The sequence below is a fragment of the Allobranchiibius sp. CTAmp26 genome (genome assembly GCF_017565405.1).
In the GTDB taxonomy this organism is placed as follows: domain Bacteria; phylum Actinomycetota; class Actinomycetes; order Actinomycetales; family Dermatophilaceae; genus Allobranchiibius.
Map to the genome: position 1 here is coordinate 115,260 of NZ_JAGEKR010000016.1, position 23,343 is coordinate 138,602.

The 23,343-nt window shown below is 68.7% G+C and carries 19 protein-coding genes; 18 read left to right on the top strand and 1 reads right to left on the bottom strand.

The annotated features are described in order from the left end of the window. The first annotated feature begins 70 nt into the window (after nucleotides 1–70). The 10 genes from prfA to J4030_RS12135 all read left to right on the top strand — a co-directional run bounded on the left by prfA (nucleotide 71) and on the right by J4030_RS12135 (nucleotide 13,617). Entirely contained in the window at nucleotides 71–1,159 is a 1,089-nt protein-coding gene (gene prfA / locus J4030_RS12090; RefSeq protein ID WP_208049478.1) for a peptide chain release factor 1, read from the top strand. After that, nucleotides 1,159–2,016, top strand: a complete 858-nt coding sequence (gene prmC, locus J4030_RS12095) for a peptide chain release factor N(5)-glutamine methyltransferase (RefSeq protein ID WP_208049479.1) — start codon at nucleotides 1,159–1,161, stop codon at nucleotides 2,014–2,016. The genes prfA and prmC overlap by 1 nt, the downstream gene beginning before the upstream one ends. Nucleotides 2,017–2,551: 535 nt before the next feature. Next, nucleotides 2,552–3,784 (top strand): nucleotide sugar dehydrogenase, encoded by a 1,233-nt coding sequence (locus J4030_RS12100; RefSeq protein WP_307864675.1) that lies wholly within the window; start codon nucleotides 2,552–2,554, stop codon nucleotides 3,782–3,784. A gap of 81 nt (nucleotides 3,785–3,865) precedes the next feature. Continuing rightward, complete coding sequence (locus J4030_RS12105; RefSeq protein WP_243763261.1) at nucleotides 3,866–4,870, top strand: NAD(P)-dependent oxidoreductase; 1,005 nt, start codon at nucleotides 3,866–3,868, stop codon at nucleotides 4,868–4,870. 17 nt (nucleotides 4,871–4,887) lie between these two features. Further along, nucleotides 4,888–6,111, top strand: a complete 1,224-nt coding sequence (locus J4030_RS18545) for a glycosyl hydrolase family 18 protein (protein ID WP_208049481.1) — start codon at nucleotides 4,888–4,890, stop codon at nucleotides 6,109–6,111. Further along, on the top strand, nucleotides 6,054–7,469 hold the full coding sequence (locus J4030_RS12115; protein ID WP_208049482.1) for a glycosyltransferase family 2 protein: 1,416 nt from the start codon (nucleotides 6,054–6,056) through the stop codon (nucleotides 7,467–7,469). The genes J4030_RS18545 and J4030_RS12115 overlap by 58 nt, the downstream gene beginning before the upstream one ends. 130 nt (nucleotides 7,470–7,599) lie before the next feature. After that, a complete protein-coding gene (locus tag J4030_RS12120; RefSeq protein WP_208049483.1) occupies nucleotides 7,600–9,168 on the top strand; it encodes a polysaccharide deacetylase family protein in 1,569 nt (522 codons plus the stop codon). A 433-nt stretch (nucleotides 9,169–9,601) separates the two neighbouring features. Beyond that, nucleotides 9,602–10,231 carry a hypothetical protein gene (locus tag J4030_RS12125; protein ID WP_243763262.1) on the top strand — a complete coding sequence of 210 codons (630 nt, stop codon included), beginning with the start codon at nucleotides 9,602–9,604 and terminating at the stop codon, nucleotides 10,229–10,231. Between the two features lie 204 nt (nucleotides 10,232–10,435). Then, nucleotides 10,436–12,058 carry a GMC family oxidoreductase gene (locus J4030_RS12130; RefSeq protein WP_208049485.1) on the top strand — a complete coding sequence of 541 codons (1,623 nt, stop codon included), beginning with the start codon at nucleotides 10,436–10,438 and terminating at the stop codon, nucleotides 12,056–12,058. Beyond that, nucleotides 12,055–13,617, top strand: coding sequence for an aldehyde dehydrogenase family protein (locus tag J4030_RS12135; RefSeq protein WP_243763263.1), 1,563 nt, complete (start codon nucleotides 12,055–12,057; stop codon nucleotides 13,615–13,617). Before J4030_RS12130 ends, J4030_RS12135 begins: the two co-directional genes overlap by 4 nt. Before the next feature lie 127 nt (nucleotides 13,618–13,744). Here J4030_RS12135 and J4030_RS12140 read toward each other — a convergent pair whose 3' ends face one another. Next, on the bottom strand, nucleotides 13,745–15,172 hold the full coding sequence (locus tag J4030_RS12140; protein WP_208049486.1) for an amino acid permease: 1,428 nt from the start codon (nucleotides 15,170–15,172) through the stop codon (nucleotides 13,745–13,747). Nucleotides 15,173–15,373: 201 nt separating this feature from the next. Between J4030_RS12140 and J4030_RS12145 the strand changes: the two genes are divergently transcribed. The 8 genes from J4030_RS12145 to J4030_RS12180 all read left to right on the top strand — a co-directional run bounded on the left by J4030_RS12145 (nucleotide 15,374) and on the right by J4030_RS12180 (nucleotide 23,316). Then, nucleotides 15,374–15,871 carry an SRPBCC family protein gene (locus J4030_RS12145; protein WP_208049487.1) on the top strand — a complete coding sequence of 166 codons (498 nt, stop codon included), beginning with the start codon at nucleotides 15,374–15,376 and terminating at the stop codon, nucleotides 15,869–15,871. Between the two features lie 49 nt (nucleotides 15,872–15,920). Beyond that, nucleotides 15,921–16,376 carry a helix-turn-helix transcriptional regulator gene (locus tag J4030_RS12150; RefSeq protein ID WP_307864676.1) on the top strand — a complete coding sequence of 152 codons (456 nt, stop codon included), beginning with the start codon at nucleotides 15,921–15,923 and terminating at the stop codon, nucleotides 16,374–16,376. A 5-nt stretch (nucleotides 16,377–16,381) separates the two neighbouring features. Continuing rightward, entirely contained in the window at nucleotides 16,382–16,792 is a 411-nt protein-coding gene (locus J4030_RS12155; RefSeq protein ID WP_208049488.1) for a VOC family protein, read from the top strand. Continuing rightward, the gene (locus tag J4030_RS12160; protein WP_208049489.1) at nucleotides 16,789–19,158 is read left to right on the top strand and encodes an excinuclease ABC subunit UvrA; all 2,370 of its coding nucleotides are present in this window, start codon (nucleotides 16,789–16,791) and stop codon (nucleotides 19,156–19,158) included. Before J4030_RS12155 ends, J4030_RS12160 begins: the two co-directional genes overlap by 4 nt. A 231-nt stretch (nucleotides 19,159–19,389) precedes the next feature. Continuing rightward, the gene (locus tag J4030_RS12165) at nucleotides 19,390–20,310 is read left to right on the top strand and encodes an L-threonylcarbamoyladenylate synthase (protein WP_208049490.1); all 921 of its coding nucleotides are present in this window, start codon (nucleotides 19,390–19,392) and stop codon (nucleotides 20,308–20,310) included. Nucleotides 20,311–20,319: 9 nt separating this feature from the next. Continuing rightward, entirely contained in the window at nucleotides 20,320–21,609 is a 1,290-nt protein-coding gene (gene glyA / locus J4030_RS12170) for a serine hydroxymethyltransferase (protein ID WP_208049491.1), read from the top strand. Between the two features lie 28 nt (nucleotides 21,610–21,637). Next, entirely contained in the window at nucleotides 21,638–22,738 is a 1,101-nt protein-coding gene (locus J4030_RS12175; protein ID WP_208049492.1) for a glycosyltransferase family 4 protein, read from the top strand. A gap of 98 nt (nucleotides 22,739–22,836) precedes the next feature. Further along, nucleotides 22,837–23,316 carry a hypothetical protein gene (locus J4030_RS12180; protein ID WP_208049493.1) on the top strand — a complete coding sequence of 160 codons (480 nt, stop codon included), beginning with the start codon at nucleotides 22,837–22,839 and terminating at the stop codon, nucleotides 23,314–23,316. Nucleotides 23,317–23,343 lie beyond the last annotated feature (27 nt).

Here is a 23,343-nt window from a genome sequence, read left to right on the forward strand (position 1 = left end):
CCGCACGGGTGGGGCCGGCGCGTTGTTTGTGTCCCGAAGAGTCCCGACCCGACCGTCCCAAGGAGTCGCCGTGCTGGAATCCGCAGCCGCCGTCGCACAGGAGTACGCCGACCTCGAGGCCCGGTTGGCCGACCCCGCGATCCACGCCGATCCGACGGCCATGCGCAAGCTCAACAAGAGGTACGCGGCACTGGCACCGACCGTCGCGGCGTACCGGGCCTGGCTCGCGGCCGGCGACGATCTCGGCGCAGCGCGTGAGCTGGCGCAGGAGGACGCGTCGTTCGCGGCCGAGCTGCCGTCCCTGCAGGAGCGCTTCGACGCTGCCCAGGACACCCTGCGCAAGCTGCTGCTGCCGCGCGACGAGGACGACGACCGCGACGTGATCCTCGAGGTCAAGGCCGGCGAGGGCGGCGAGGAGTCGGCGCTGTTCGCCGGGGACCTGGTGCGGATGTACCTGCGATACGCCGAGCGCGCCGGATGGCGGGCGGAGCTGGTCGACGCCACCGAATCCGACCTCGGCGGCTTCAAGGACGCCCGGCTGCAGGTGCGCGCCAAGGGCACCATGGACCCGGGCACCGCACCGTGGGCGCTGCTGAAGTACGAGGGCGGCGTGCACCGCGTGCAGCGCGTCCCGGTCACCGAGAGCCAGGGGCGGATCCACACCTCGGCGGCGGGCGTCCTGGTGATGCCCGACCTGGATGACGGTGACGACGACGAGATCGAGTTCGGTCCGAACGACCTGAAGATCGACGTCTACCGCAGCTCCGGCCCGGGCGGGCAGAGCGTCAACACCACCGACTCCGCCGTCCGCATCACCCACCTGCCGACCGGCGTGGTCGTGTCCTGCCAGAACGAGAAGAGCCAGCTGCAGAACAAGGAGTCGGCGTTGCGGGTGCTCAAGGCCCGGCTGCGCCAGATCCGCCAGGACGAGCGGGACGCCGAGGCCTCGGCCGCGCGCAAGAGCCAGGTCCGCACCGTCGACCGCAGCGAGCGGATCCGCACCTACAACTTCCCGGAGAACCGGATCGCGGACCACCGCACCGGGTACAAGTCCTACAACCTGGACGCCGTGCTCGACGGTGACCTCGGCGCGGTGGTCGCCTCGGCGGTCGAGGCCGACGAGTCCGCGCGGATGGCAGCGGTCGCCGACCGCGACTGATGAACGAGCTGCGCCTGTTGCTGCGTGACGCCTCGCTGCGGTTGTCGCACGCCGGCGTCGGGTCGCCGGATACCGACGCGATCGCGCTGCTCGCGCACGCCTGGTCCACGGACGTCGCCGACGTGCGTCGCGCCGAGGTGCTGGGGCGGATGCCGGACGACGCCGTGCTGCGGCGGTTCTCGGCGCTAATCGGCGAGCGTGCGTCGAGGGTGCCCCTGCAGCATCTGACGGGCCGGGCGGCGTTCCGGCACCTCGATCTGGCGGTCGGCCCGGGGGTGTTCGTGCCCCGGCCGGAGACCGAGATGCTCGTCGATCTGGTCGCTCCCACCCTGGAGGCGCTCGCCGCCCCGGTCGTGGTCGACCTGTGCACGGGCTCCGGCGCGCTGGCCCTCGCAGTGAAGGACGAGCACCCGGCTGCTCAGGTGTACGCGGCGGAGCTGTCACCGGACGCGTGCGCCTGGGCGCAGGCCAACCGGGACCGCCTCGGACTCGACGTACAGATCCGTTGTGCGGACGCGCTGACGGCGTTCCCGGAGCTCGAAGGGGGTGCGGACGTCGTGCTCAGCAATCCGCCGTACATCCCGGTCGGCATGGTGCCGGTCGATGCCGAGGTGCGCGATCATGATCCGGCGCTCGCGCTCTACGGCGGCAGCGACGACGGGCTGCGAATCCCCCTCCAGGTGGCGGCGCGAGCGGCGCAGCTGCTTCGGCCCGGTGGCGTGATGGTGATGGAACACGCCTCGACACAAGGGGATTCGCTGCCTGCGCGGCTCCGGGCGCAAGACGTATGGCGCGAGGTCGGTGACCATCGGGATCTCACCGGTCTCCCTCGTGCGGTCCTGATAGTGCGCTCCTGAGAGTCGTCCTCATCTGGACGGTATGACTTATACCATGAGGTTCGACCGCGCGCTACGACCGCTGCGTTGATGGAAAAATTGACCAAATCCTTACCATTCACATACCTCTACTTGACGTCAGGTATACGTTCGGGTCGTTCTCGCCCGAGGGGTATCGATCGGGAGGGAATGATCGGCGAGACGCCACGGCTCTGAGCCATCCCGTGCTCTCGGTGACGCATGGGTGTCGCCGCGTGCGCAGGGCGAGGTGCCTGATTGTGGTGCGCGGTCGTGAGAGGCCGCGTGCGACAAGGCGAGCAACCGGTCGGCGTCCCCCGTTGCCTCGGCCCCCATCTCCGTACCCCATCTTGCGATTCCCCGCACCTTGTAGACCCGGTGTGGTGATGCAACACGTCATTTTCAGGAGGATGATGTGACTCAACTCCAATCAGCGCCCGAAATCGCTCTGGCGAGAAACGCATTGCTGGAGACTGTCGACCCCGCGCCGGCCGGCGTCGATCGAGGTCCGGCACGTTCGTATCAGTCGGTCGCCGTCGTGGGGCTCGGATACGTCGGCCTTCCCACTGCTCTCTCCCTTCTCGACGCGGGCGCCGAGGTCATCGGCATCGACATCTCCAGCCAGCGACTGGACAACATCCGGCGAGGCGACGTCGATCTCCTCAGCAGGGATCTGGGCCGCTTGCAGCGCACCACGGGCCACCCGCGGTGGTTCCTCTGCGACGACTTCGCCCGGCTGTCCTCGGCCGATGCGGTGCTCATCTGCGTGCCCACACCGGTGACCGAGAACCTCACACCCGATCTCGATGCGTTGCGGGGCGCGTGCGCCGCGGTCGTCGGGGCTGCCCGCAGCGGACAGACGATCATCCTGACCTCGACGACCCACATCGGAGCGACGCGGGAACTGTTGAGCGAGCCGTTGAGCTACCGCGGGCTCATCGCGGGCAGGGACATCCATGTCGCCTTCTCGCCGGAGCGGATCGACCCCGGGGTGGCGGACCACGTACCGGAGAACACCCCCCGGGTCGTCGGAGGGATGACGCCGAGCTGCACGGAGAGCGCAGCGCAGGTGCTCGAACTGACGAGCCCGACGATGCATCGGCTGACCTCGCCCGAGGCCGCCGAGATGACCAAGCTGGTCGAGAACACGTTCCGTGCGGTGAACATCGCGCTGGCCAACGAGTTCGCCGATGTGGCGGGTGAATTCGCGCTGTCGGTGTCCGAGGTGATCAATGCGGCCGCGACCAAGCCGTACGGCTTCACGGCGTTCTTCCCCGGGCCCGGCGTCGGGGGACACTGCATCCCCTGCGATCCGCACTACCTGCTGTGGCAGCTGCGCGGGCGGCGCCGCTCCGCGCCGCTCATCGACGCCGCCATGACGGCGATCGCCCTTCGGCCGCGGCGGGTGGTGGCACGAGCAGAACAGGTCCTGTCGCAGCAGCGCAAGCCTCTGCACGACGCGCGGATCCTCGTGCTGGGGGTCGCCTACAAACCCGGCGTCGCCGACCTTCGCGAATCGCCCGCTCTGGAGATCCTCAGGGACCTGCAGGCGCACAACGCGAACGTCTCGTTCTGCGATCCCTACGTCCCATCTCTCATGCTCGACGGCGAACAGCTCGAGCACTGCGAGAACCCGCAGGACGAGCGCTGGGATCTCGTCATCGTCCACACCCGGCACCCGGAGATGGACCTTCGGTGGCTCGTGGACCAACCGCTGGTGCTGGATTCCACCTACCGCCTCTCCGAAGTCGCGCGCGCCGCGCTGGTCTGAGGAATGACCCGTGATCCGTCACGGTTGCCGCTTTTCACCTACGAGACATGAATGTCGCGTACGAGACGATGGAGACGAACGATGAAGGCTCTGATCACCGGAGGGGCTGGTTTCGTCGGTTCGCATCTGACCGACCACCTCATTGCCCAGGGGCACGAGGTGACCGTGCTCGACGACCTGAGCACCGGTCAGCTGAGCAACCTCTCGGACGCGCTGGACGGCCCGAACGGCGCTCGCGTGAGCATGGTCGAGGGGTCGATCACGGACGCCGCACTGGTCGACGAGATGGTCGCGCAGGTCGACACCGTGTTCCACCTCGCAGCGGCGGTCGGGGTGTTCACGATCCAGACCAAGACCCTCGACAGCATGCGGGTCAACCTGCACGGCACGGAGACCGTGCTGGACGCCGCCCACCGCCACGGCGCCCGGTTCCTGCTCACGTCCACGAGCGAGGTCTACGGCAAGAACACCGCGATCGGTCTGCACGAGGACGCGGATCGCATCATCGGCTCACCGCTCAAGAGCCGATGGTCCTACGCCGAGGCCAAGGCGCTCGACGAGGCGTTCACCCACCAGTACGTCGTGCACCTCGGACTCGCTGCAGTCATGGTCCGGATGTTCAACACCGTGGGTCCGCGCCAGTCCGGCCGCTACGGGATGGTCCTGCCGCGTCTGGTGAAACAGGCTCTGGCCGGTGAGCCTCTCACCGTCTACGGCACGGGGAACCAGAGCCGCTGCTTCGGCCACGTGGGCGATGTCGTGCCGGCGCTGGCCACCCTCATCGAGACCGACGCCGCGATCGGTCAGGTCTTCAACATCGGCAATCCCGAGCAGGTGTCGATCAACGAACTGGCCGAGCGGATCATCGCCAAGACCGGGTCGGCCAGCCCCATCGTGCACCTGCCGTATCTCGAGGCGTACGGGCCGGGCTACGAGGACATGGAACGGCGCGTGCCGGACTGCTCCAGGTTGCACGACCTCATCGGGTTCACTCCCACCCACTCCTTGGACGACAGCATCGAGGCGGTCATCGACGACCAGTTCGATCAGGTCGGTCTCTCAGCCGACCAGTCGATCGCCGGCTGAGATGAGGGGAGCGACTGGTGCCGCACGAACACGCGGCCACTGACGAGCGCCTCTCGCTGCCCGGGGTCCTACCACGCGAGAGCGCGGGCCCGGGCACCCGACGCGACTCGTCGGACGATCGACGCGGGCGCCGGGCAGCCCGTTCGCAGTACCGGGTCGCCGTCGTCGCGGTCGTCGTGGTCGCCACGACGGCCGCCACCGTCCTGTTCGGCGGCTACCGGCCGTGGCACGTCGGCTCGCGCGCGCCCGCGTTCCAGGAGTCGGTGACGGTGCCGTACTGGAATCTCGCGGCCGGCAGCCAGGCTCTGGTCGCCCACCAGCGGGTGGTCACGGGAGCATCGCCGTGGATCTATGCCGTCGACGACCGGGGCGGCGTGATCTCTCAGACCCCGGTGACGTCGACCGGCCGGGTGAGCGATGCCCTCGCACGGCTCGAGAAGGCGGGTATCCCGCTGATGCCGACGGTCTCCAACGCGTGGGCGGGATCGTGGAGCCGTGAGCGCGTGGCACGGATCATCGACGACCCCGGCCTGCGTGCCCGCCACGTGAAGGCGTTGGTCGACCTCGCTTCCCAGCATGGCTTCGACGGCGTCGACATCGACTACGAGGAGATGCTCGCCCAGGACCGCGCGGCGTTCACCGCCTTCATCCAGCAGTTGGCCACGGCGTTGCACGCGAAGCACAAGAAGCTGGCGGTCGATGTCTTCGCCAAGACCACGAACCGCGGTTACGACCAGCGCAACGTCGCCCAGGACTACGCCGCGCTGGGCGCCGCGGCCGACCAGATCCGGATCATGGCCTACGACTGGCACTGGAGCTCCTCGGCGGCCGGTCCGGTGGCGCCGGTGGACTGGGTCGGCTCGGTGCTGCGGTACGCCGTCACCCAGATTCCGCGCGGCAAGATCATTCTCGGGGTGCCGACCTACGGGTACGACTGGGTCGGGACCAGCGGCCAACTCGTGAGCTGGGTGCAGGCCTTCGAGCTCTCGCGGAGACACAAGGCCGTCGTGCACTGGGACAACCAGTTCCAGAGCCCGTGGTTCACCTACACCTCGGCCACGGGTCGACGGCACACCGTGTGGTTCGAGAACGCCTACAGCTCCAGCGCCAAGATCGCCCTGGCCAGAAGCATGCGGGTGGGCGGGGTCTACCTGTGGCTCGTCGGGAACGAGGACGACCTGATATGGAAGCAGCTCGGGCCGAGCGGCTCGGCCTCGGCGACGGCTGGTGGGCGTACATGATCGTGTATCTCACCGCGGTCCTGGTGATCGGCCTGAACTTCAGCCTGTGGGGCCTCGTCGGCGCGCTGCGTCTCGGCGACGAGGCCCTGCGGGGGATGGGCCGCAGACGCCTGCCCCGCCTGGTGTGGCACCAGGGTCGGGCGGAGGTGGAGATCGTTCGCCCGCGCATGGTCAAACGGTCCGGCCTCCTGACCTGCGACGACGTGGCCATCCTGATCGCCGCACACAACGAGGAGCTCGTGATCGGGGCATCGCTGGCCGCGTTGTCCCGGCTGATCCCGTTGGACAACGTCTACGTCATGTCCGACGCGTCCTCTGACCGCACGGTGGACATCTGCCGCGACCAGGGCGCGACGGTCGGCGAGACGGTGACGAACATCGGGAAGGCCAACGCCCTGCGCTACGGGATTGAACACTTCGGGCTGCTCGACGCCTACCAGGCCGTCATGATCCTGGACGCGGACACCCAGCTGGACCCGTGCTACTTCGACGTGGCGCTTCCGCTGCTCGACGACCCGCGGGTCGCGGCCGTCGCCGGCTGCGCCCACACGCGCTGGCAGCGCAAGACGGGTTTCGTCGGCTCGGTGCTCGTGGCGCACCGGCAGCGGGTCTACGTCCTCACTCAACTGCTCCTGAAGTACGGCCAGACGTGGCGGGGAGTCAGTGCGACACACATCGTGCCGGGGTTCGCGAGCATCTACCGGACCCGGGTCCTTCGACAGATCGACATCAACCCCGAAGGCCTGGTGATCGAGGACTTCAACATGACGTTCGAGTTGCACGCGAAGAAACTCGGGCGGATCGCCTTCCACCCGGGTGCGCGCGCCTACACCCAGGACCCGGACCAATACCTGGCCTACGTCCGTCAGACCAAACGGTGGGCCCTCGGCCTGTGGCAGACGGTCCGACGGCATCGGTTCCGGGTGAGCGCGTTCAACGCGACGCTCGTGCTGCTCCTGCTGGAACTGATCGTCAGCAGCGTGCTGTACCTGCTATTCGTCCCGGTGCTTCTCCTGCTCGTCGTACCGGACGTGGTGCACCCGTTGTCGTCGGTGCCCCTCGTGGGCAGTCTGCACTCCGGACTGTCCGCGCACATCAGCGTGACGATGCTCGTCGTCGGCGTTCTGCTGCCCGACTACGCGTTGTCATGTTTCACCGCCGTCGTCGAACGGCGTCCTCGATATCTCTTCCTCGGCCTGTTCTTCGTTGCGATGAAACTGACCGATGCGGCGATAGCGCTCTACTCCCTGCCCAGAGCGTGGACCGAGCAGTCCACGGGTCGGTGGGTGAGCCCTCCGCGGAGAACCGTGCGGTCCTCTGCCCGAACACCAGAGGACGCCGGGGTCTCTCCCTCGTGAAGACGAGGCGACGCCACGGGTCCACCCCGATTGCGCGAGTTCATCAGAGCAAGCCATCAGTGATTGGAACGGGAGAATCATGTTGAAGGAAAAGACCGCGCGCGGCACCCGCGTCAGGAGGGGGTTGGCGATGGCGATCGGCACGGCGCTGAGTCTTTCCGCGCTGGTGGCCGTGAACTCCTCCCCGGCCGGTGCCGCGACGAGGCCCCCCACCGTGGTGTCGTTGACGTTCGACGACTCCAACGCCGACCAGATGGCCGCCGAGCAGACGCTGAAGGCCAACGGGCTGCCGGCCACCTTCTACACGGTCGACGGGTGGATCGGCGCCCAGGGGTATCTGACCCGCGCCAACCTCTCGACGATCAGCGCGGACGGGAACGAGATCGCCGGACACACCGTGACCCACCCCGACCTCATCGACATCAACCCGGCGGAGGCGCAGCGACAGATCTGCGACGACCGGGCCACCCTGGACAGCTGGGGTTACAAGCCCGTCGATTTCGCCTACCCCTTCGCGGACGCGAACCCGACCGTCGAGGCGATGGCCAAGAACTGCGGGTACAACACCGCGCGCGGTCTGGGCGACGTGGTCAGCCCGGGAGACTGCGCCGGATGCCAGTACGCCGAGCAGACACCCCCGGCCGACCCGTACTACCTGAAGGTCCCCGACCAGGTCGATTCCACCTGGACGCTGGCCCAGATGAAGAGCGAGGTCACCAACGCCGTCTCGCACGGGGGCGGTTGGCTCGTCCTCACCTTCCATCACATCTGCGCACCCATCACCGCGGCCGGAACACTCCCGTGTCCCGCGGACCAGTCGACGACCCCGACCATCTTCAACGCCTTCGCCAGCTGGCTGGCGAGCTACGCCAAGACCGTCGCCAACAACACCAGCGTCGCCACCGTCGACCAGGAGGTCCGCAAATACCTCGGCTCGGCCTACCCGGCGTACGTCACCCCGCAGGCCGTGCCCAACCCCGCACCGGCCCCGGTCGGGGTGAACGCGCTCAGCAACCCCTCGCTGGAGACCACCGATCCCAACACCGGGTTCCCCACCTGCTTCCAGCCCGGAGGGTGGGGCTCGAACAGCGCAGCCTGGTCCGCGAGCACCCCCGGGCACACGGGGACGGCGGCCGAACAGCTCACCCTCTCCAACTACTCCAGTGGGGATGCCAAGCTGCTCCCGACGCTGGATCTGGGCACCTGCTCACCATCGGTCGTGCCTGGTAAGACCTACAACCTGAGCACGTGGTACACCTCCACCGGCACCACTCAGTTCGCGCTGTACTACCGCGACAGCACCGGTGCTTGGTACTACTGGACCTCCAGCCCATGGTTCAACACCGCGTCGACATGGACCCAAGCCACCTTCACGACACCGCCGGTGCCCGCGAACGCCGTGGCGATGACCTTCGGGCTGGCTCTGATCAGCAACGGCACGCTGAACACCGACGACTACAGCCTGGTCGATCCGGGAACCGCGGCTGCCGCCAAGTCCGCTACGGCCGTCCCGGGGCTGAGCAACCCCACGTCGTTCCTGGATCCGGCGAGCGTGTTCGGCGCCGGGCTCGTCGCGGCGAATCGCACGGTGGCCAAGGCCCCGCACTCTCACTTGCGGCCACTGCTGCCGGGGGGCAGGACGGTGAAGTCGGGACACCGGATCGCGGTGCCGGAGCTGGGGCCGGTGGGCCGCGGGTAGTCGTCGTCGTTTGCCGGAGTCTGACGGGTTCCGGTTCGGTGCGAAGTGGCGGAACATAGGCAAGGAAACGTCACGACGTACGCGGAGGTGAGCCGGTTCGATGAAGCTGCGGTTTCCGGCCCTGTCCAGAAGGCTCGTCCTCCTGGGCGCGGTGCTACCGGTCGCGCTCGTGGCTGCCGTCCTGATCTGGGCGGTCTCGGGCACCACCCCGTCTCAGAATGCCGGCGCCGGGACGAGCCGGACGCCCTCGACCTCGTCGACCTCGTCGGCTTCGTCGACGTCCTCGACCTCGTCGGCTTCGTCGACGTCCTCGACCTCGTCGCCCCCCACATCCCTGCCGAAGCCCGGCCTTCGGCAGGGATCCGGTGGGGGTGGTGGTCGACCGGTCTCTCCGACGCTGGCCAGCAGGCGCTATCCGGTGCACACGGGGATCGTGGCCACGACGTTCTGGGTGGGGGAGATCTTCGACCCGAACGCGGCGGACGGTAGTCAGGTGATCTCGACCTACGACTCGTCGTGGGAGGTGCATTACGGGGGATGTGACGGGATCGTGTCGTCGCGACGATGCGCGACCGAGAAGCGCTTGGCGCCCACCTTCTTTCCGCGTCACATGAAGCCCCGGCAGAACCCGTTCTATCTCGATCTCCCCTTCGACGATGTGAACGACGCCGCGGCGTTCAAGCGACGCTGCGCGGTCGTCCCGTGGGCCTCCGACCCCGGATACGCCGGCCATTGCACCGACCCGAACTTCTCGTACATGAAGAACAGGTGGGTACGGATGACCGGCGCTACCGGGCGGGTCTGTTACGGCCAGATCGAGGACGCCGGCCCAGGGCAGTACAACGATGCCGCGTACGTGTTCGGCGCCAACAACGCCAGGCCGGTGAACGCTCGCTACGGCGGCGCGGGCATGGACGTCTCTCCCGCGCTCAACGGCTGCCTGGGGATGACGCAGCTGGACGGTGATACCGACCGGCTGTCGTGGAAGTTCGTCGACGCGGGCAATGTGCCACGGGGCCCCTGGAAGGTGCTCGTGACGACCCGGGGCGTGCTCAACCAGTGACCGTGGTCGTCGCCTCGTCGCATGTTTGGTCCCCGGTGGGCGACCACTACGTGCGCTCCGACCGCGGTGTCATCAAGGGCGCGGTCGCAACGGGCCGGTCGACGCCATCGCGCATCGGTCGGAGCTACTGATGGGTAAGGTGAGCCCCATCACACCGGATCGGTAGCGAGCAGGCCACCGTACGGTCGTCATCGTGGAGGCTCCATGAACGACACCTACGACTACGTCGTCATCGGCGGGGGAAGCGCGGGTTGCGTGCTCGCGGCCCGGCTCACCGAGGACCCGGGCACCACCGTGCTGCTGATCGAGGCCGGTGGTGAGGCGGACGCCGACGAGATCAGCATCCCGGCGGGTTTCCCGTCGCTCTTCCGCACCCGGTGGGACTGGAACTACCACACGACCGGGCAGAAGCAGTTGGACGCGCGCACGACGTACTGGCCGCGGATGAAGGCCCTCGGCGGGTGTTCGTCGATGAACGCGATGATCTACATCCGCGGCAACCGGCTGGACTACGACACCTGGCGTGACGCGCACGGCGCGGTGGGCTGGGGATACGACGACGTACTGCCGTACTTCAAGCGGGCAGAGCGTAATTCGCGTCTCGGTGATCCGTTCCACGGGCAGGACGGCCCGCTCCACGTCGAGGACCGCCGCTACGACCACGAGCTGAACGACGCATGGATCGCCTCCGCGGTCGCGTCCGGGATGGGCGCGACCGACGACTTCAACGGCGCCCGGCAGGAGGGCGCGGGGTTCTACCAGGTGACGTGCCACAACGGGCGTCGCTGGTCCACCGAACGCGCGTACCTCGAGCCCGCTCGGAGCCGCCGCAACCTGGACGTCGTCACCGGAGCGATGGTGCAGCGCATCGAGCTCGAGGGGGATCGGGCGGTCGGCGTGACGTTCGAGCATCTGGGGGAGCGGCGTACGGCGCGCGCGGACGCCGAGGTGCTGCTGAGCGCCGGCGCGATCAACTCACCGCAGCTGCTGATGCTGTCGGGGATCGGGCCTGGCGCGCACCTGCGCGAGACCGGGATCGACGTCCGGCACGATCTGCCCGGAGTGGGCGCCAACCTGCACGACCACCCGTTCGTGCCGCTGATCTGGGAGACCAAGGGCACCACCGACCTGCTGGAGTTCAACACCCTTCCCGGTGTCCTCAAGGCCAAGGTCCTCGGCCGCGGGCCGCTGACCTCGAATATCGCCCAGGCCGGAGCGTTCTTCCACAGTCGTGAGGGTCTGGCCGCGCCGGACCTGCAGGTGCACTTCACGCCGACCGGGTTCTGGGACAACGCCGCTCATGAATCCGGCTCGCGCAAGGTGTCGATCGGCGCAACGCTGGTCAATGTGGCCAGCCGGGGTCACCTGCGGCTGCGTTCGGCCGACCCGTCGTGGCACCCGAGCATCGACCCGGCGTACTACGACGACCAGAGTGACCTCGACGCGATGCTCGCAGGGTGTGAGCGGTTGTTGGACGTCGCGAACTCCGGTCCGCTGGCGGCGTACCTGGACACACCGTTCATGCCCGCCTCGGCGGCGCCGACCACCGCGCAGCTCGAGGCGCACATCCGCCGGGAGACACAGACGCTCTACCACCCGGTCGGCACATGCGCGATGGGCGAACATCCCGACGCGGTCGTCGACGCGGAGCTGCGGGTGCACGGGCTCACCGGCCTGCGCGTCATCGACGCCTCGGTCATGCCCGAGGTGCCGCGCGGCAACACCAACGCACCGACCATCATGATCGCCGAACGCGCCGCGGACCTGCTCCGCGGTCGCATCTCGGATCCGTCCCAGCACCTCGCCGACGCAGGAGTGAACCGATGAGCACAGCCATGGCAGACACCGCGGTCGACACCGCCGAGCACGACCCGCACACGTTCGAATCGCTGAACCCGGCGACGGGCGATGTGGTCGGCGTCCACTCGATCGACGACGAGGCGACCGTTCGCGAGGCCGTACGGCGCGCGCGCGCCGACGCCGCGTGGTGGGACGAGCTGGGCTTCGACGGCCGCAAGGAGATCCTCGGGAAGTGGCGTGGGGTGATCGCGCGGCGGATGGCCGAGCTCGCGGTCGTCGTACACGACGAGACCGGCAAACCGCACGCGGACGCCCAGCTGGAGATCGGCCTGACGGTCGAGCACCTGGCGTGGGCAGCCGGTCACGCCCGCAAGGTGCTCGGTCCGACCAAATCCTTCGCCGGGCTGCTGATGGCCAACCAGTCGGCGGTCGTCGAGCACCGTCCGCTCGGGGTCATCGGCGTGATCGGGCCCTGGAACTACCCGGTCTTCACCCCGATGGGTTCCATCGCCTACGCGCTCGCCGCCGGCAACTGCGTGGTCTTCAAGCCCAGTGAGCTCACGCCCGGCGTGGGTGAGTGGCTCGCCGCGTCGCTGCGCGAGGTCGTGCCGGACCGTGCGCTGCTGCAGGTCGTGACGGGCCTCGGCGAGACCGGTGCCGCTCTGTGCACCGCGGGCGTCGACAAACTGGCGTTCACGGGTTCGACCGAGACCGGCAAGAAGGTCATGGCTGCCTGTGCCCAGACCCTCACACCGGTGATCATCGAGGCCGGCGGGAAGGACGCCCTGCTGGTGGACGAGGACGCGGACGTCGCCGCGGCCGCCGACGCCGCCGCATGGGGCGCATTCTCCAACGCCGGTCAGACCTGCATCGGCGTCGAACGGGTCTACGTGCACGAGCGGGTCTACGACTCCTTCGTCGACGCGCTGGTCGCCCGGGCCAAGGACGTACGCCCCGGTGGTGGACCGGGGGCCAGTTACGGTCCGGCCACCATGCCCAAACAGCTGGACGTGATCCGCGGGCACATCGACGGCGCGCTCGCCTCCGGCGGACGCGCCCTGGTCGGTGGCGAGGGTGCGGTCGGTGACCGGTTCGTGCAAGCGACCGTGCTGGTCGACGTACCGGAGGACAACCCGGCCAACACCGAGGAGACCTTCGGCCCGACCGTCACCGTGAAGAAGGTCGCCTCCATGGACGAGGCCGTCGAGCTGGCGAACGCCACGCGCTACGGCCTGGGCTCGACCGTCTTCTCCAAGGCCAACGGCTCCGCGATCGCGCGGCGGCTGCGCTCCGGTATGACGGCCGTGAACGACGTCATCTCCTTCGCCGCCATCCCGTCACTGCCCTTCGGCGGTGTCGGAGATTCCGGCTTCGGGCGGATCCACGGGCCGGACGGGCTGCGCGAGTTCACCTACGCGAAGGCGATCGCGTCGCGGCGGATCAAGCCGGTCATGCTGCTGACCACCTTCGACCGGACCGCCAAGCAGGACTCGACCTTCACCCAGCTGATCACCGTGCTGCATGGCCGTGCGACCACCATGCAGCGTCCTGCAGCGGTGGTGAACAAGCTGCGCAAGTCCCGCTGACGCGTCACGCTTCGGCGGACGGCGTTGACGTTTTGCGTTTGTGGCCAGGGCTGCAGCCCTGGCCACCAACGCAAAAACCCCCACCCCGGCACAGCGGGCGACGTACGTCGGGTGCGCACGGGCCCGGTCAGGCCTCGTCGGTCTGAACGGCGACACCTTCGCCGACCTTGCTGTGCCGGTAGCCGTACGCCGCGTAGATGACGATGCCGAGCAGCGCCCATACGACGAACCGCAGCCAGGTGACCGGCTCCAGCTTGCTGATGAGCCAGATCGAGAACGCGATCCCGATCAGCGGCGTGACCGGCATACCCGGTGTCCTGAAGGTGCGCGGCAGCTCGGGCGAGCGGTAGTGCAGGACGATCACCGCGGCCGAGACCACGATGAACGCGAGCAGGATCCCGATGTTCGTCAGCTCGGCAGCGTCGCCGATGGGGACGAATCCGGCGATCGCGGCCGACACGACACCGATGATCCAGGTCGGGCGGTGTGGTGCGTGGAAGCGGTTGGTCTTCGCGAACCAGCCCGGTAGCAACCCGTCGCGGCTGATCGCGAAGAACACCCGCGAGGCGCCGAGCATGAATCCGAAGAGCACGGTGAGGATGCCGATGATGGCTCCGATGGCGACGACATCGGCGAACCGGTCCAGGCCGACGGATTGGAACGCCGTCGCGAAACCGCTGGTGGTGCTGATCTTGTCGTACTTCTGCATGCCCGTGAGGACGGTGCAGGCGAGCAGGTAGAGCACCATCGAGATCGCGAGCGAGAGCATGATCGCCTTCGGCAGGATCCGCGTGGCGTCCTTGGACTCCTCGGCGGCGGTGCTCATCGCGTCGTACCCGAACACCGCGAAGAAGACCGTGGCCGCACCGGTCACCGCGCCGCCGAAGCCGTAGGGGAAGTAGGGGTGCAGGTTGCCGCCCTTGATGTAGAACGCGCCGACGACGACCACCGCGATGACGATCGCCACCTTCACGACGACCAGCACGGACTCCGCCCGCGCGCTGGAGCGGATGCCGCGGTTGAGCAGCACGGCGATGAGCAGGCACAGGATCATCGCGAAGAGGTCGACCTTGTGACCCGACCCGGTGCCGGGCGCACCCAGCATCCAGGTCGGCAGGTGGGCGCCGAAGTCGTTCAGCAGGAACGAGAAATAGCCGGAGATGCCGATGGCGACGACGGCCACGATGGCCGTGTACTCCAGCAGCAGGTCCCACCCGATCAGCCAGCCGACCAGCTCGCCGAGCACCGCGTACCCGTAGGTGTACGCCGAGCCGGCCGCCGGGATCAGGCCGCCGAACTCGGCGTAGGAGAGGGCCGCACACGCCGAGGCGATGCCGGCGATGATGAAGGAGATGCTGACCGCCGGCCCGGCGACGCCGTTGGCGACCGTGCCTGCCAGGGAGAAGATGCCGGCTCCGATGATGGCGCCGATCCCGATGGCGGTGAGCTGCCAGAGGCCGATCGAACGCTCCAGGCCCCCGGCCTCCTCCTGGCTGACGATCGGCTTGCGGCGCAGCACCCCCTGCCGCGGTGCGATCTTCTGATCCCCGGTCATGACGACCTCCTGTCATCGCGGGTGCACCGGTCCGGCGCGCCCGTCTTGCGAGCCTAGCCACGCAGCGACAGGTTGGCTCTGGTGCCCGGGACCGGTCATGTATACGGTGTGCACATTGGCGCTCGCAGCCGCCCGGCGCCGGCTCGACGAGCTGGAGGGTGCGCTTTCCGGCTCGATATTCGTTCTGGCACAGGAGATCTCATGGCCGACAGCACCGCCGAACAGCTGACTGTCACCCGTTTCGTCGAGGCACCAGCTGCGGAGATCTTCGACGTGCTGGCGCACCCGACCCGACACCAGGACACCGATCCCGCGCCCTGGAGGTGGGTCCGCGAACCCGTGCAACCCGACCCCATCACGCATGCCGGGCAGGTCTTCGCGATGAACATGTACCTGGACAGGGTCGGCGGCGACTACCGCGTCGACAACATGGTCACGGCGTTCGAGCCGCCGCGGTTCATCGCCTGGCGGCCCGGCGGCATCCGGGACGGCGACCTGCACCTCGGCGGCTGGGAGTGGCGCTACGACCTCGCGCCCGAGGGCGAGGGCACCCGGGTCACGCTCACCTACGACTGGAGCGACACCTCCGCGCAGACCCGGGCCGATTTCGGCGGGATGCCGCCGTGGCCGCCGGCGTACCTGCAGGAGTCGATCGACCAGTTGGCCGCGACCTGCGAGTCGTCGCACCAGGGGCCGTGAGTCGTCGTCCGCGGCGCGCGCACTCCGTCGGCGTGGCACGATCGCGCAGGTGAGCCCGAGCCCCGACGCCGACACGCAGGCGCGCCTGCGTGGTCTTGCCCTGTTGCGCCGGGTCCGTGACCGGATGGATCGGGAGTACGCGCAGCCGCTGGACGTCGAGGCGCTCGCGCGCGGGGTGCATATGTCGGCGGGACACCTCAGCCGGGAGTTTCGCGCGGCGTACGGCGAGTCGCCGTACGCCTATCTGATGACCCGGCGCATCGAGCGGGCGATGGCCCTGCTGCGGCGCGGCGACCTCAGCGTCACCGACGTGTGCTTCGCGGTCGGGTGCTCCTCGCTCGGGACCTTCAGCAGCCGCTTCACCGAGTTGGTCGGGGTGTCGCCCAGCGCCTACCGGCGCGAGGCTGAGTCGGGGATGCCGGGCATCCCGTCCTGCGTGGTGAAACAGGTGAGCAGGCCGATCAGGAATCGAGAAGCGCGGATGACCGCGCCCGATCTAGCGTGAGCGTCATGGACATCACTATTCACAATGCCTTTCTGCCACAGACCGATCCGGCCGCGACCCTGACCTTCTACCGCGACGTCCTCGGTTTCGAGGTGCGGAACGACGTCGGTTACAACGGGATGCACTGGATCACGGTCGGACCGTCCGGCCAGCCCGGCACGTCCATCGTGCTCTTCCCGCCCGGCGCCGATCCCGGCGTGACCGACGAGGAACGTCGCACCATCACCGAGATGATGGCCAAGGGCACGTTCGCGATCATCACGTTGGCCACTGCCAACCTGGACGAGACCTTCGGCCGGCTTCAGGCCGCGGGCATCGAGGTGGTCCAGGAGCCGATCGAGCAGCCGTACGGCGTGCGCGACGCGGCCTTCCGCGACCCGTCCGGCAACCTGATCCGCATGAACGAGGTCCGTTGAGTCGTCGCAGCGGGGGCCACGCCGCCGACCGCCACGACCTGATCACGGTGCGGGGCGCCCGGGTGAACAACCTGAAGGACGTCAGCGTCGAGATCCCGAAGCGTCGGCTGACGGTCTTCACGGGGGTGTCGGGTTCGGGCAAGAGCTCGCTCGTCTTCGGCACCATCGCCGCGGATTCCCAGCGGCTGATCAACGAGACCTACAGCGCGTTCGTCCGCGGGTTCATGCCTACCCTGGCGCGGCCCGACGTCGACGTGCTCGACGGCCTCACCACGGCGATCGTCGTGGGGCAGGAGCGGATGGGCGCCGATGCGCGGTCCACGGTCGGCACGGCCACGGACGTCAACGCGATGCTGCGGGTGCTCTTCAGCCGCGTCGGCACGCCGTACGTCGGCTCACCCCAAGCGTTCTCCTTCAACGTCGCCTCGATGAGCGGCGCCGGCGCGGTGACCATGGAGCGCGGTGGTCGCCAGACCAAGGAACGCCGCAGCTTCAGCATCACCGGTGGGATGTGCCCCCGCTGCGAGGGCCGGGGCTCGGTGAGCGACTTCGACCTGACCCAGCTCTACGACGCGGATCGCTCGCTGAACGAGGGCGCGCTCATCATCCCCGGCTACAGCATGGAGGGCTGGTACGGCCGGATCTTCCGCGGCTGCGGCTTCTTCGACCCCGACAAGCCGATCAGGAAGTTCACCAGGAAGGAACTGGACGCGCTGCTGTACAAGGAGGCGACCAGGATCACGGTGGACGGGATCAACCTGACGTACGAGGGGGTCATACCGAAGATCCAGCGGTCGTTCCTGTCCAAGGACGTCGACACCTTGCAGCCGCACATCCGCGCGTTCGTCGAGCGAGTGGTCACCTTCTCCACCTGTCCCGACTGCGGCGGGACCCGGCTCACGAAGGAGGCCCTGGCCAGCAAGGTCGGCGGCCTCAACATCGCCGAGGCGTCCGCGATGCAGATCAGCGACCTCGCCGGGTGGCTGCGGGGTCTCGAGGAGCCGTCGGTGGCGCCCCTGCTCGAGTCGTTGGGGGAGTCGCTGGACTCCTTCGTCGAGATCGGCCTCGGCTACCTCAGCCTCGACCGTCCGTCGGGGACGCTGTCCGGCGGGGAGGCGCAGCGGGTGAAGATGGTCCGCCACCTCGGGTCGTCCTTGACCGACGTCACCTACGTCTTCGACGAGCCCACGATCGGGCTGCACCCGCACGACATCCAGCGGATGAACGAGCTGCTGCTGCGCCTGCGCGACAAGGGCAACACCGTGCTCGTCGTCGAGCACAAACCCGAGACCATCCAGATCGCCGACCACGTCGTCGATCTCGGTCCCGGAGCCGGTACGGCGGGCGGCGAGGTCCGGTTCGAGGGCTCCGTCGCGGGGCTGCGCACGGCCGACACCCTCACCGGTCGCCACCTGCAGGACCGCGCGCGTCTCAAGAGTGGGGTGCGTACGTCGACGGGTGCGCTGGAGATCCGGGGCGCCGACCTGCACAACCTGCAGAGCGTCGACGTGGACATCCCGCTCGGAGTGCTGGTCGCCCTCACCGGCGTCGCCGGGTCCGGCAAGAGCTCCCTCGTGCACGGGTCGCTCGCGGGCCGGGACGGGGTCGTCACGATCGACCAGAGCGCGATCAAGGGGTCACGGCGCAGCAACCCGGCGACGTACACCGGCCTGCTGGACCCGATCCGGAAGGCGTTCGCGAAGGCCAACGACGTGAAGGCCGCGCTCTTCAGCTCGAACTCCGACGGTGCATGCCCCGCGTGCAAGGGCGCCGGCGTGATCTACACCGATCTGGCGATCATGGCCGGGGTGGCCACGACCTGCGAGGTGTGCGAGGGCCGGCGTTTCCTGACAGCGGTGCTCGAATACCGGCTCGGCGGCCGCGACATCAGCGAGGTGCTGGCGATGTCGGTGACGCAGGCCGAGCGGTTCTTCGGCGAGGGCGATGCGGCAGTCCCCGCCGCGCACACGATCCTCAGACGGCTGGTGGACGTCGGCCTCGGCTACCTCACCATCGGCCAGCCGCTGCCGACCCTGTCGGGCGGCGAGCGGCAACGGCTGAAGCTGGCGACCCATCTCGGCGAGAAGGGTGGGGTCTACGTCCTGGACGAGCCGACCGCCGGGCTGCACCTGGCCGATGTCGAGAGGTTGCTCGCGCTGCTCGACCGGCTCGTCGACTCCGGCAAGACGGTGCTCGTGGTCGAACACCACCAGGCGGTCATGGCGCATGCGGACTGGATCGTCGATCTGGGCCCCGGCGCCGGTCACGACGGCGGCCGCGTCGTCTTCGAGGGCACGCCGGCCGATCTCGTCCGGGCCCGATCCACCCTCACCGGCGAGCACCTCGCGGACTACGTCGCCCGCTGACGAACGTCGTACGGACGGTGCCGGGCGCCCGAGTGAGCTGCGAGGGCGCCGCGTGGTCCCGGGCGAGCCACCGGCAGGTCTTCGTGCGTGCGCCAGGGCGCCGCGCGGTCCCATGTCGAGGGCAGTACCTGCTGCGCAGAGCATCCGGGTCGGTGGCAGGCGTGTGCTCTGGCCGGTGCGGACCATTAGCCTGGAGCCTCCTACCCCGACAGCCTCTGCAGGAGTCCTTCGTTGAGCCCCGTCTTCGACTGCGCGATTCCGCAGACCAGGGAGGACGGTCTCGCCGCTGCGAAAGCAGCGCTCGACCAGGGCGAGTGCGTCGTCCTCCCGACCGACACGGTCTACGGCATCGGGGTCGACGCGTTCAACCCCTCCGCGGTGCAGAAGCTGCTCGATGCCAAGGGTCGCGGCCGTGAGATGCCGCCGCCGGTCCTCGTGCCCGGACTCCCGACCGTCGACGGTCTCGCCATGTCGGTGCCGTCGTACGCACGGCGCCTGATGGAGCGGTTCTGGCCCGGTGGCCTCACCCTCATCCTGCGCGCGCAGCCTTCGCTGGCCTGGGATCTCGGCGACAACAACGGCACCGTGGGACTGCGGATGCCGGACGACCAGGTCGCCCTTGCGCTGCTGGAGCAAGTGGGCCCGATGGCCGTGAGCTCGGCGAACCGGACCGGGAAGCCGACCGCCACCACGGTCACCGAGGCCGGGTTCGCGCTCGGGCCGGCGGTGGAGGTCTACCTCGACGGTGGCGAACGCAGCGGACACGAGCCCTCCACGATCCTGGACTGCACCAAGCCCGACCCGGTCCTGCTGCGTGCCGGTGCCGTCAGCGCCGAGGCGTTGCGTGAGGTGCTGGCCGGCGTCGAACTGATCGAGCCGTCGACCGGCGACGGCGTCAGCCTCTCGAAGGCTCCCGAGAACGACCCGTGGTCCTCCGGGGAGCCGGTCGACCTCTCGCAGACCGCACCTGAGGGCGTCGCCGACAGCGTCGAGGACGACGCCGAGGTGATCACCGAGCCCGGGTTCGAGCCGCCGCAGGACGGCGTTCTCCCGTCCGGGGCACCCCTGCCCACCGACGTACCCGACCCGTCCTCGGACCTGCCCGAGGGCGCTCACCCTGCACCCCGTTCCGCTCCCACGTCCGACGCCTAAGGTGACCCGATGACCGCTTCGCCCACGCCCTTCTACGGCTCCGACTTCGATGCCCTCGCCGCGTTCGATCCCGAGATCTCGGGGGTGCTGCTGTCCGAGCTGGACCGGCTGCGCAGCGGCCTGCAGCTGATCGCCAGCGAGAACATGTCCAGCCCCGCGGTGCTCACCGCCCTCGGCTCGACGCTCTCCAACAAGTACGCCGAGGGCTACCCCGGCCGCCGCTACTACGGCGGGTGCTCGGAGGTCGACAAGGCCGAGAACCTCGCGATCGAGCGGTGCAAGGCCCTCTTCGACGCCGAGCACGCCAACGTGCAGGCGCACTCCGGCGCGAGCGCGAACCAGGCCGTCTACGGCGCGTTCCTCAAGCCGGGCGAGACCATCCTCGGCATGTCGCTGCCGATGGGCGGGCACCTCACCCACGGCACCAAGGTCAGCTTCTCCGGCAAGTGGTTCAACGCGGTCGGGTACGGCGTGGAGAAGGAGTCGGAGAACATCGACTACGCCGAGGTCGAGGCGCTCGCCAAGGAGCACCGCCCCAAGGTGATCCTCGCCGGCGGGTCGGCCATCCCGCGGCTGATCGACTTCGAGTTCTTCCGCAAGCTGGCCGACGAGATCGGCGCGATCTTCTGGGTCGACGCCGCGCACTTCATCGGCCTGGTCGCCGGCAAGGCGATCCCCTCGCCCGTGCCGTACGCCGACGTGGTCACCTTCACCACGCACAAGGTGCTGCGCGGTCCGCGGTCGGGCGCGCTGGTCTGCAAGGCCGAGCACGCCGCGAAGCTGGACAAGGCCATCTTCCCGATGATGCAGGGCGGCCCGCAGATGCACACCATCGCGGCCAAGGCCGTCAACTTCAAGGAGTGCGCGACACCCGAGTACGCGGCGTACGCCCGTCAGGTCATCGAGAACGCGCAGCAGTTGGCGACGTCGCTGGGGGAGAAGGACATCCGCCCGACGACCGGCGGCACCGACACCCACCTGTCCCTGCACGACCTGCAGGGCGTGCAGGTGACCGGCGCGCAGGCCGAGGAGCGGGCCGACGCCGCGGGCATCGTGCTCAACAAGAACGCGATCCCGTTCGACCCGCAGAAGCCGAACGTCGCCTCCGGCATCCGGGTGGGCAGCCCCAGCGTCACGACGCAGGGGATGGGCACCCCCGAGATGGTGCAGATCGCCGACCTGATCCACCGGGCCATCACCCAGACCGACGGTGACCCCGACCACCCGGTCGCCAAGGACGTACGCGCCGAGGTCACCGACCTCGTGGGCCGCTTCCCGGCGTACCCGAGGCCGGCGTAGGGCTCACGCCCGACCCCTCGTCCTCCCAGTGCGCGAATACCTGCTCGTCGCGGTCGTCGCCGGGGTCGTCACCTATCTGACGACCCCGGCGATCCGTGCGTTGGCGGTGCGGTTCGGCGCTGTCACCCCCGTGCGCGGGCGCGACGTGCACTCCGTGCCGATCCCGCGGCTCGGCGGGGTCGGCATGCTGCTGGGGTTCGCCGCGGCCGTCCTCATCGCGAGCCGCCTGCGGTACATGTCGCAGCTGTTCCAAGGCGCGAATCATCAGGTGGTGGCGACGCTGATCGCGGCGGCGTTCATCACCGCGGTGGGCGCGGTCGACGACTTCCGCGAGCTGGACCCCCTGACCAAGCTCGCCGGTCAGATGATCGCCGCGGGCGTGATGGCATTCGGTGGCGTGCAACTGTCCGCGCTGCCCACCGGCGACTCCTCGACGATCCTGCCGCAGCCGATCCTGATCCTGCTCACCTTCGTCATCGTGCTGGCGACGACCAACGCGGTGAACTTCGCCGACGGCCTCGACGGCCTGGCCGCGGGCTTCGTGGCCATCGCGGCGATCGCGTTCTTCCTGTGGGCCTACCAGGTCGCCCATCAGTATCAGAACGCCTCCGACAGCGTCTTCCGTACGTCGGCCTTCGTCTCCGCGGTGACCGCCGGGTGCTGCCTGGGGTTCCTGCCGCACAACTTCTTCCCGGCCCGGCTCTTCATGGGAGACGCCGGCGCACTGCTGCTCGGTCTGCTCCTGTCGGCGTCGACCATCTCGTTCACGGGCAACATCCAGCCCAGTCAGGTGGGGTCGCAGTCGGCGGCCTTCTGGGTGCCGATCGCCCTGCCGATCGCCATCCTCGCGCTGCCGGTCCTCGACGTGATCCTCGTGGTACGGCGTCGCGGATTGAAGTTCTGGAAGCCGGATCGCGGGCATCTGCACCACAAGATGCTCGACATCGGTCACTCCCATCGCCGTGCCGTGCTCCTGCTCTACCTCTGGTCGGCGTCGCTTGCGCTGGGCGTCCTGATGTTCACCTACGTCTCCACGACGTGGGCCCTCACGGCACTCGTGCTGCTGGTCGCGCTGAGTGCCGCGCTCACCCGATGGCTGCCGAGGTGGAAGCGCACCAGGAGCTTGTGATAGTTTTCACAAAGTAGCCGAACGGCTATTTTGCCCCTTCGCGTGACGCCCCGGGAGACCGATGCGGACGCCCACGATCCGGCAGGAGAGCGAGCCCAATGACGGACTCAGTGCCCTCGCAGCCCCCGCCTGACGCCGTACCGGCGCAGGGGGAGCGAGCCCAGCCGTCGCCGTTCGACACCATGCTGAAGACGGCGTTCGTGCCGAGCCTCGGAGCCGGTGTCGTGACCGCCGTCGTGGCATGGATCGCGGCCGGCGGTCGAGCGGGTCTCTCCGCAGGTTTCGGAGCGGCTCTGGCCCTGGTCTTCTTCGCTGCCGGTCTGCTGGTGATGCGCAAGGTGATCGACGTGAACGCGGTGGCCCTCATGGCCGCTGCGATGGCCGTCTTCTTCGGCCAGTTGATCCTCGTGCTGCTGGTCATGCTCGCGGCGACCACCGTGCTCGACCTCGACGCTCTGCCGACGATGATCGGCGTCGTGGTGGTCGTCCTGGTGTGGCAGATCTTCCAGGTGCTGGGCTTCCTGCGCAGCCGCCGACCGGTCTACGACCCACCATCCGCCGGTGGTGAAGCGACGTGAAGGACGGTCGACGGGGTCGGGTAGTCT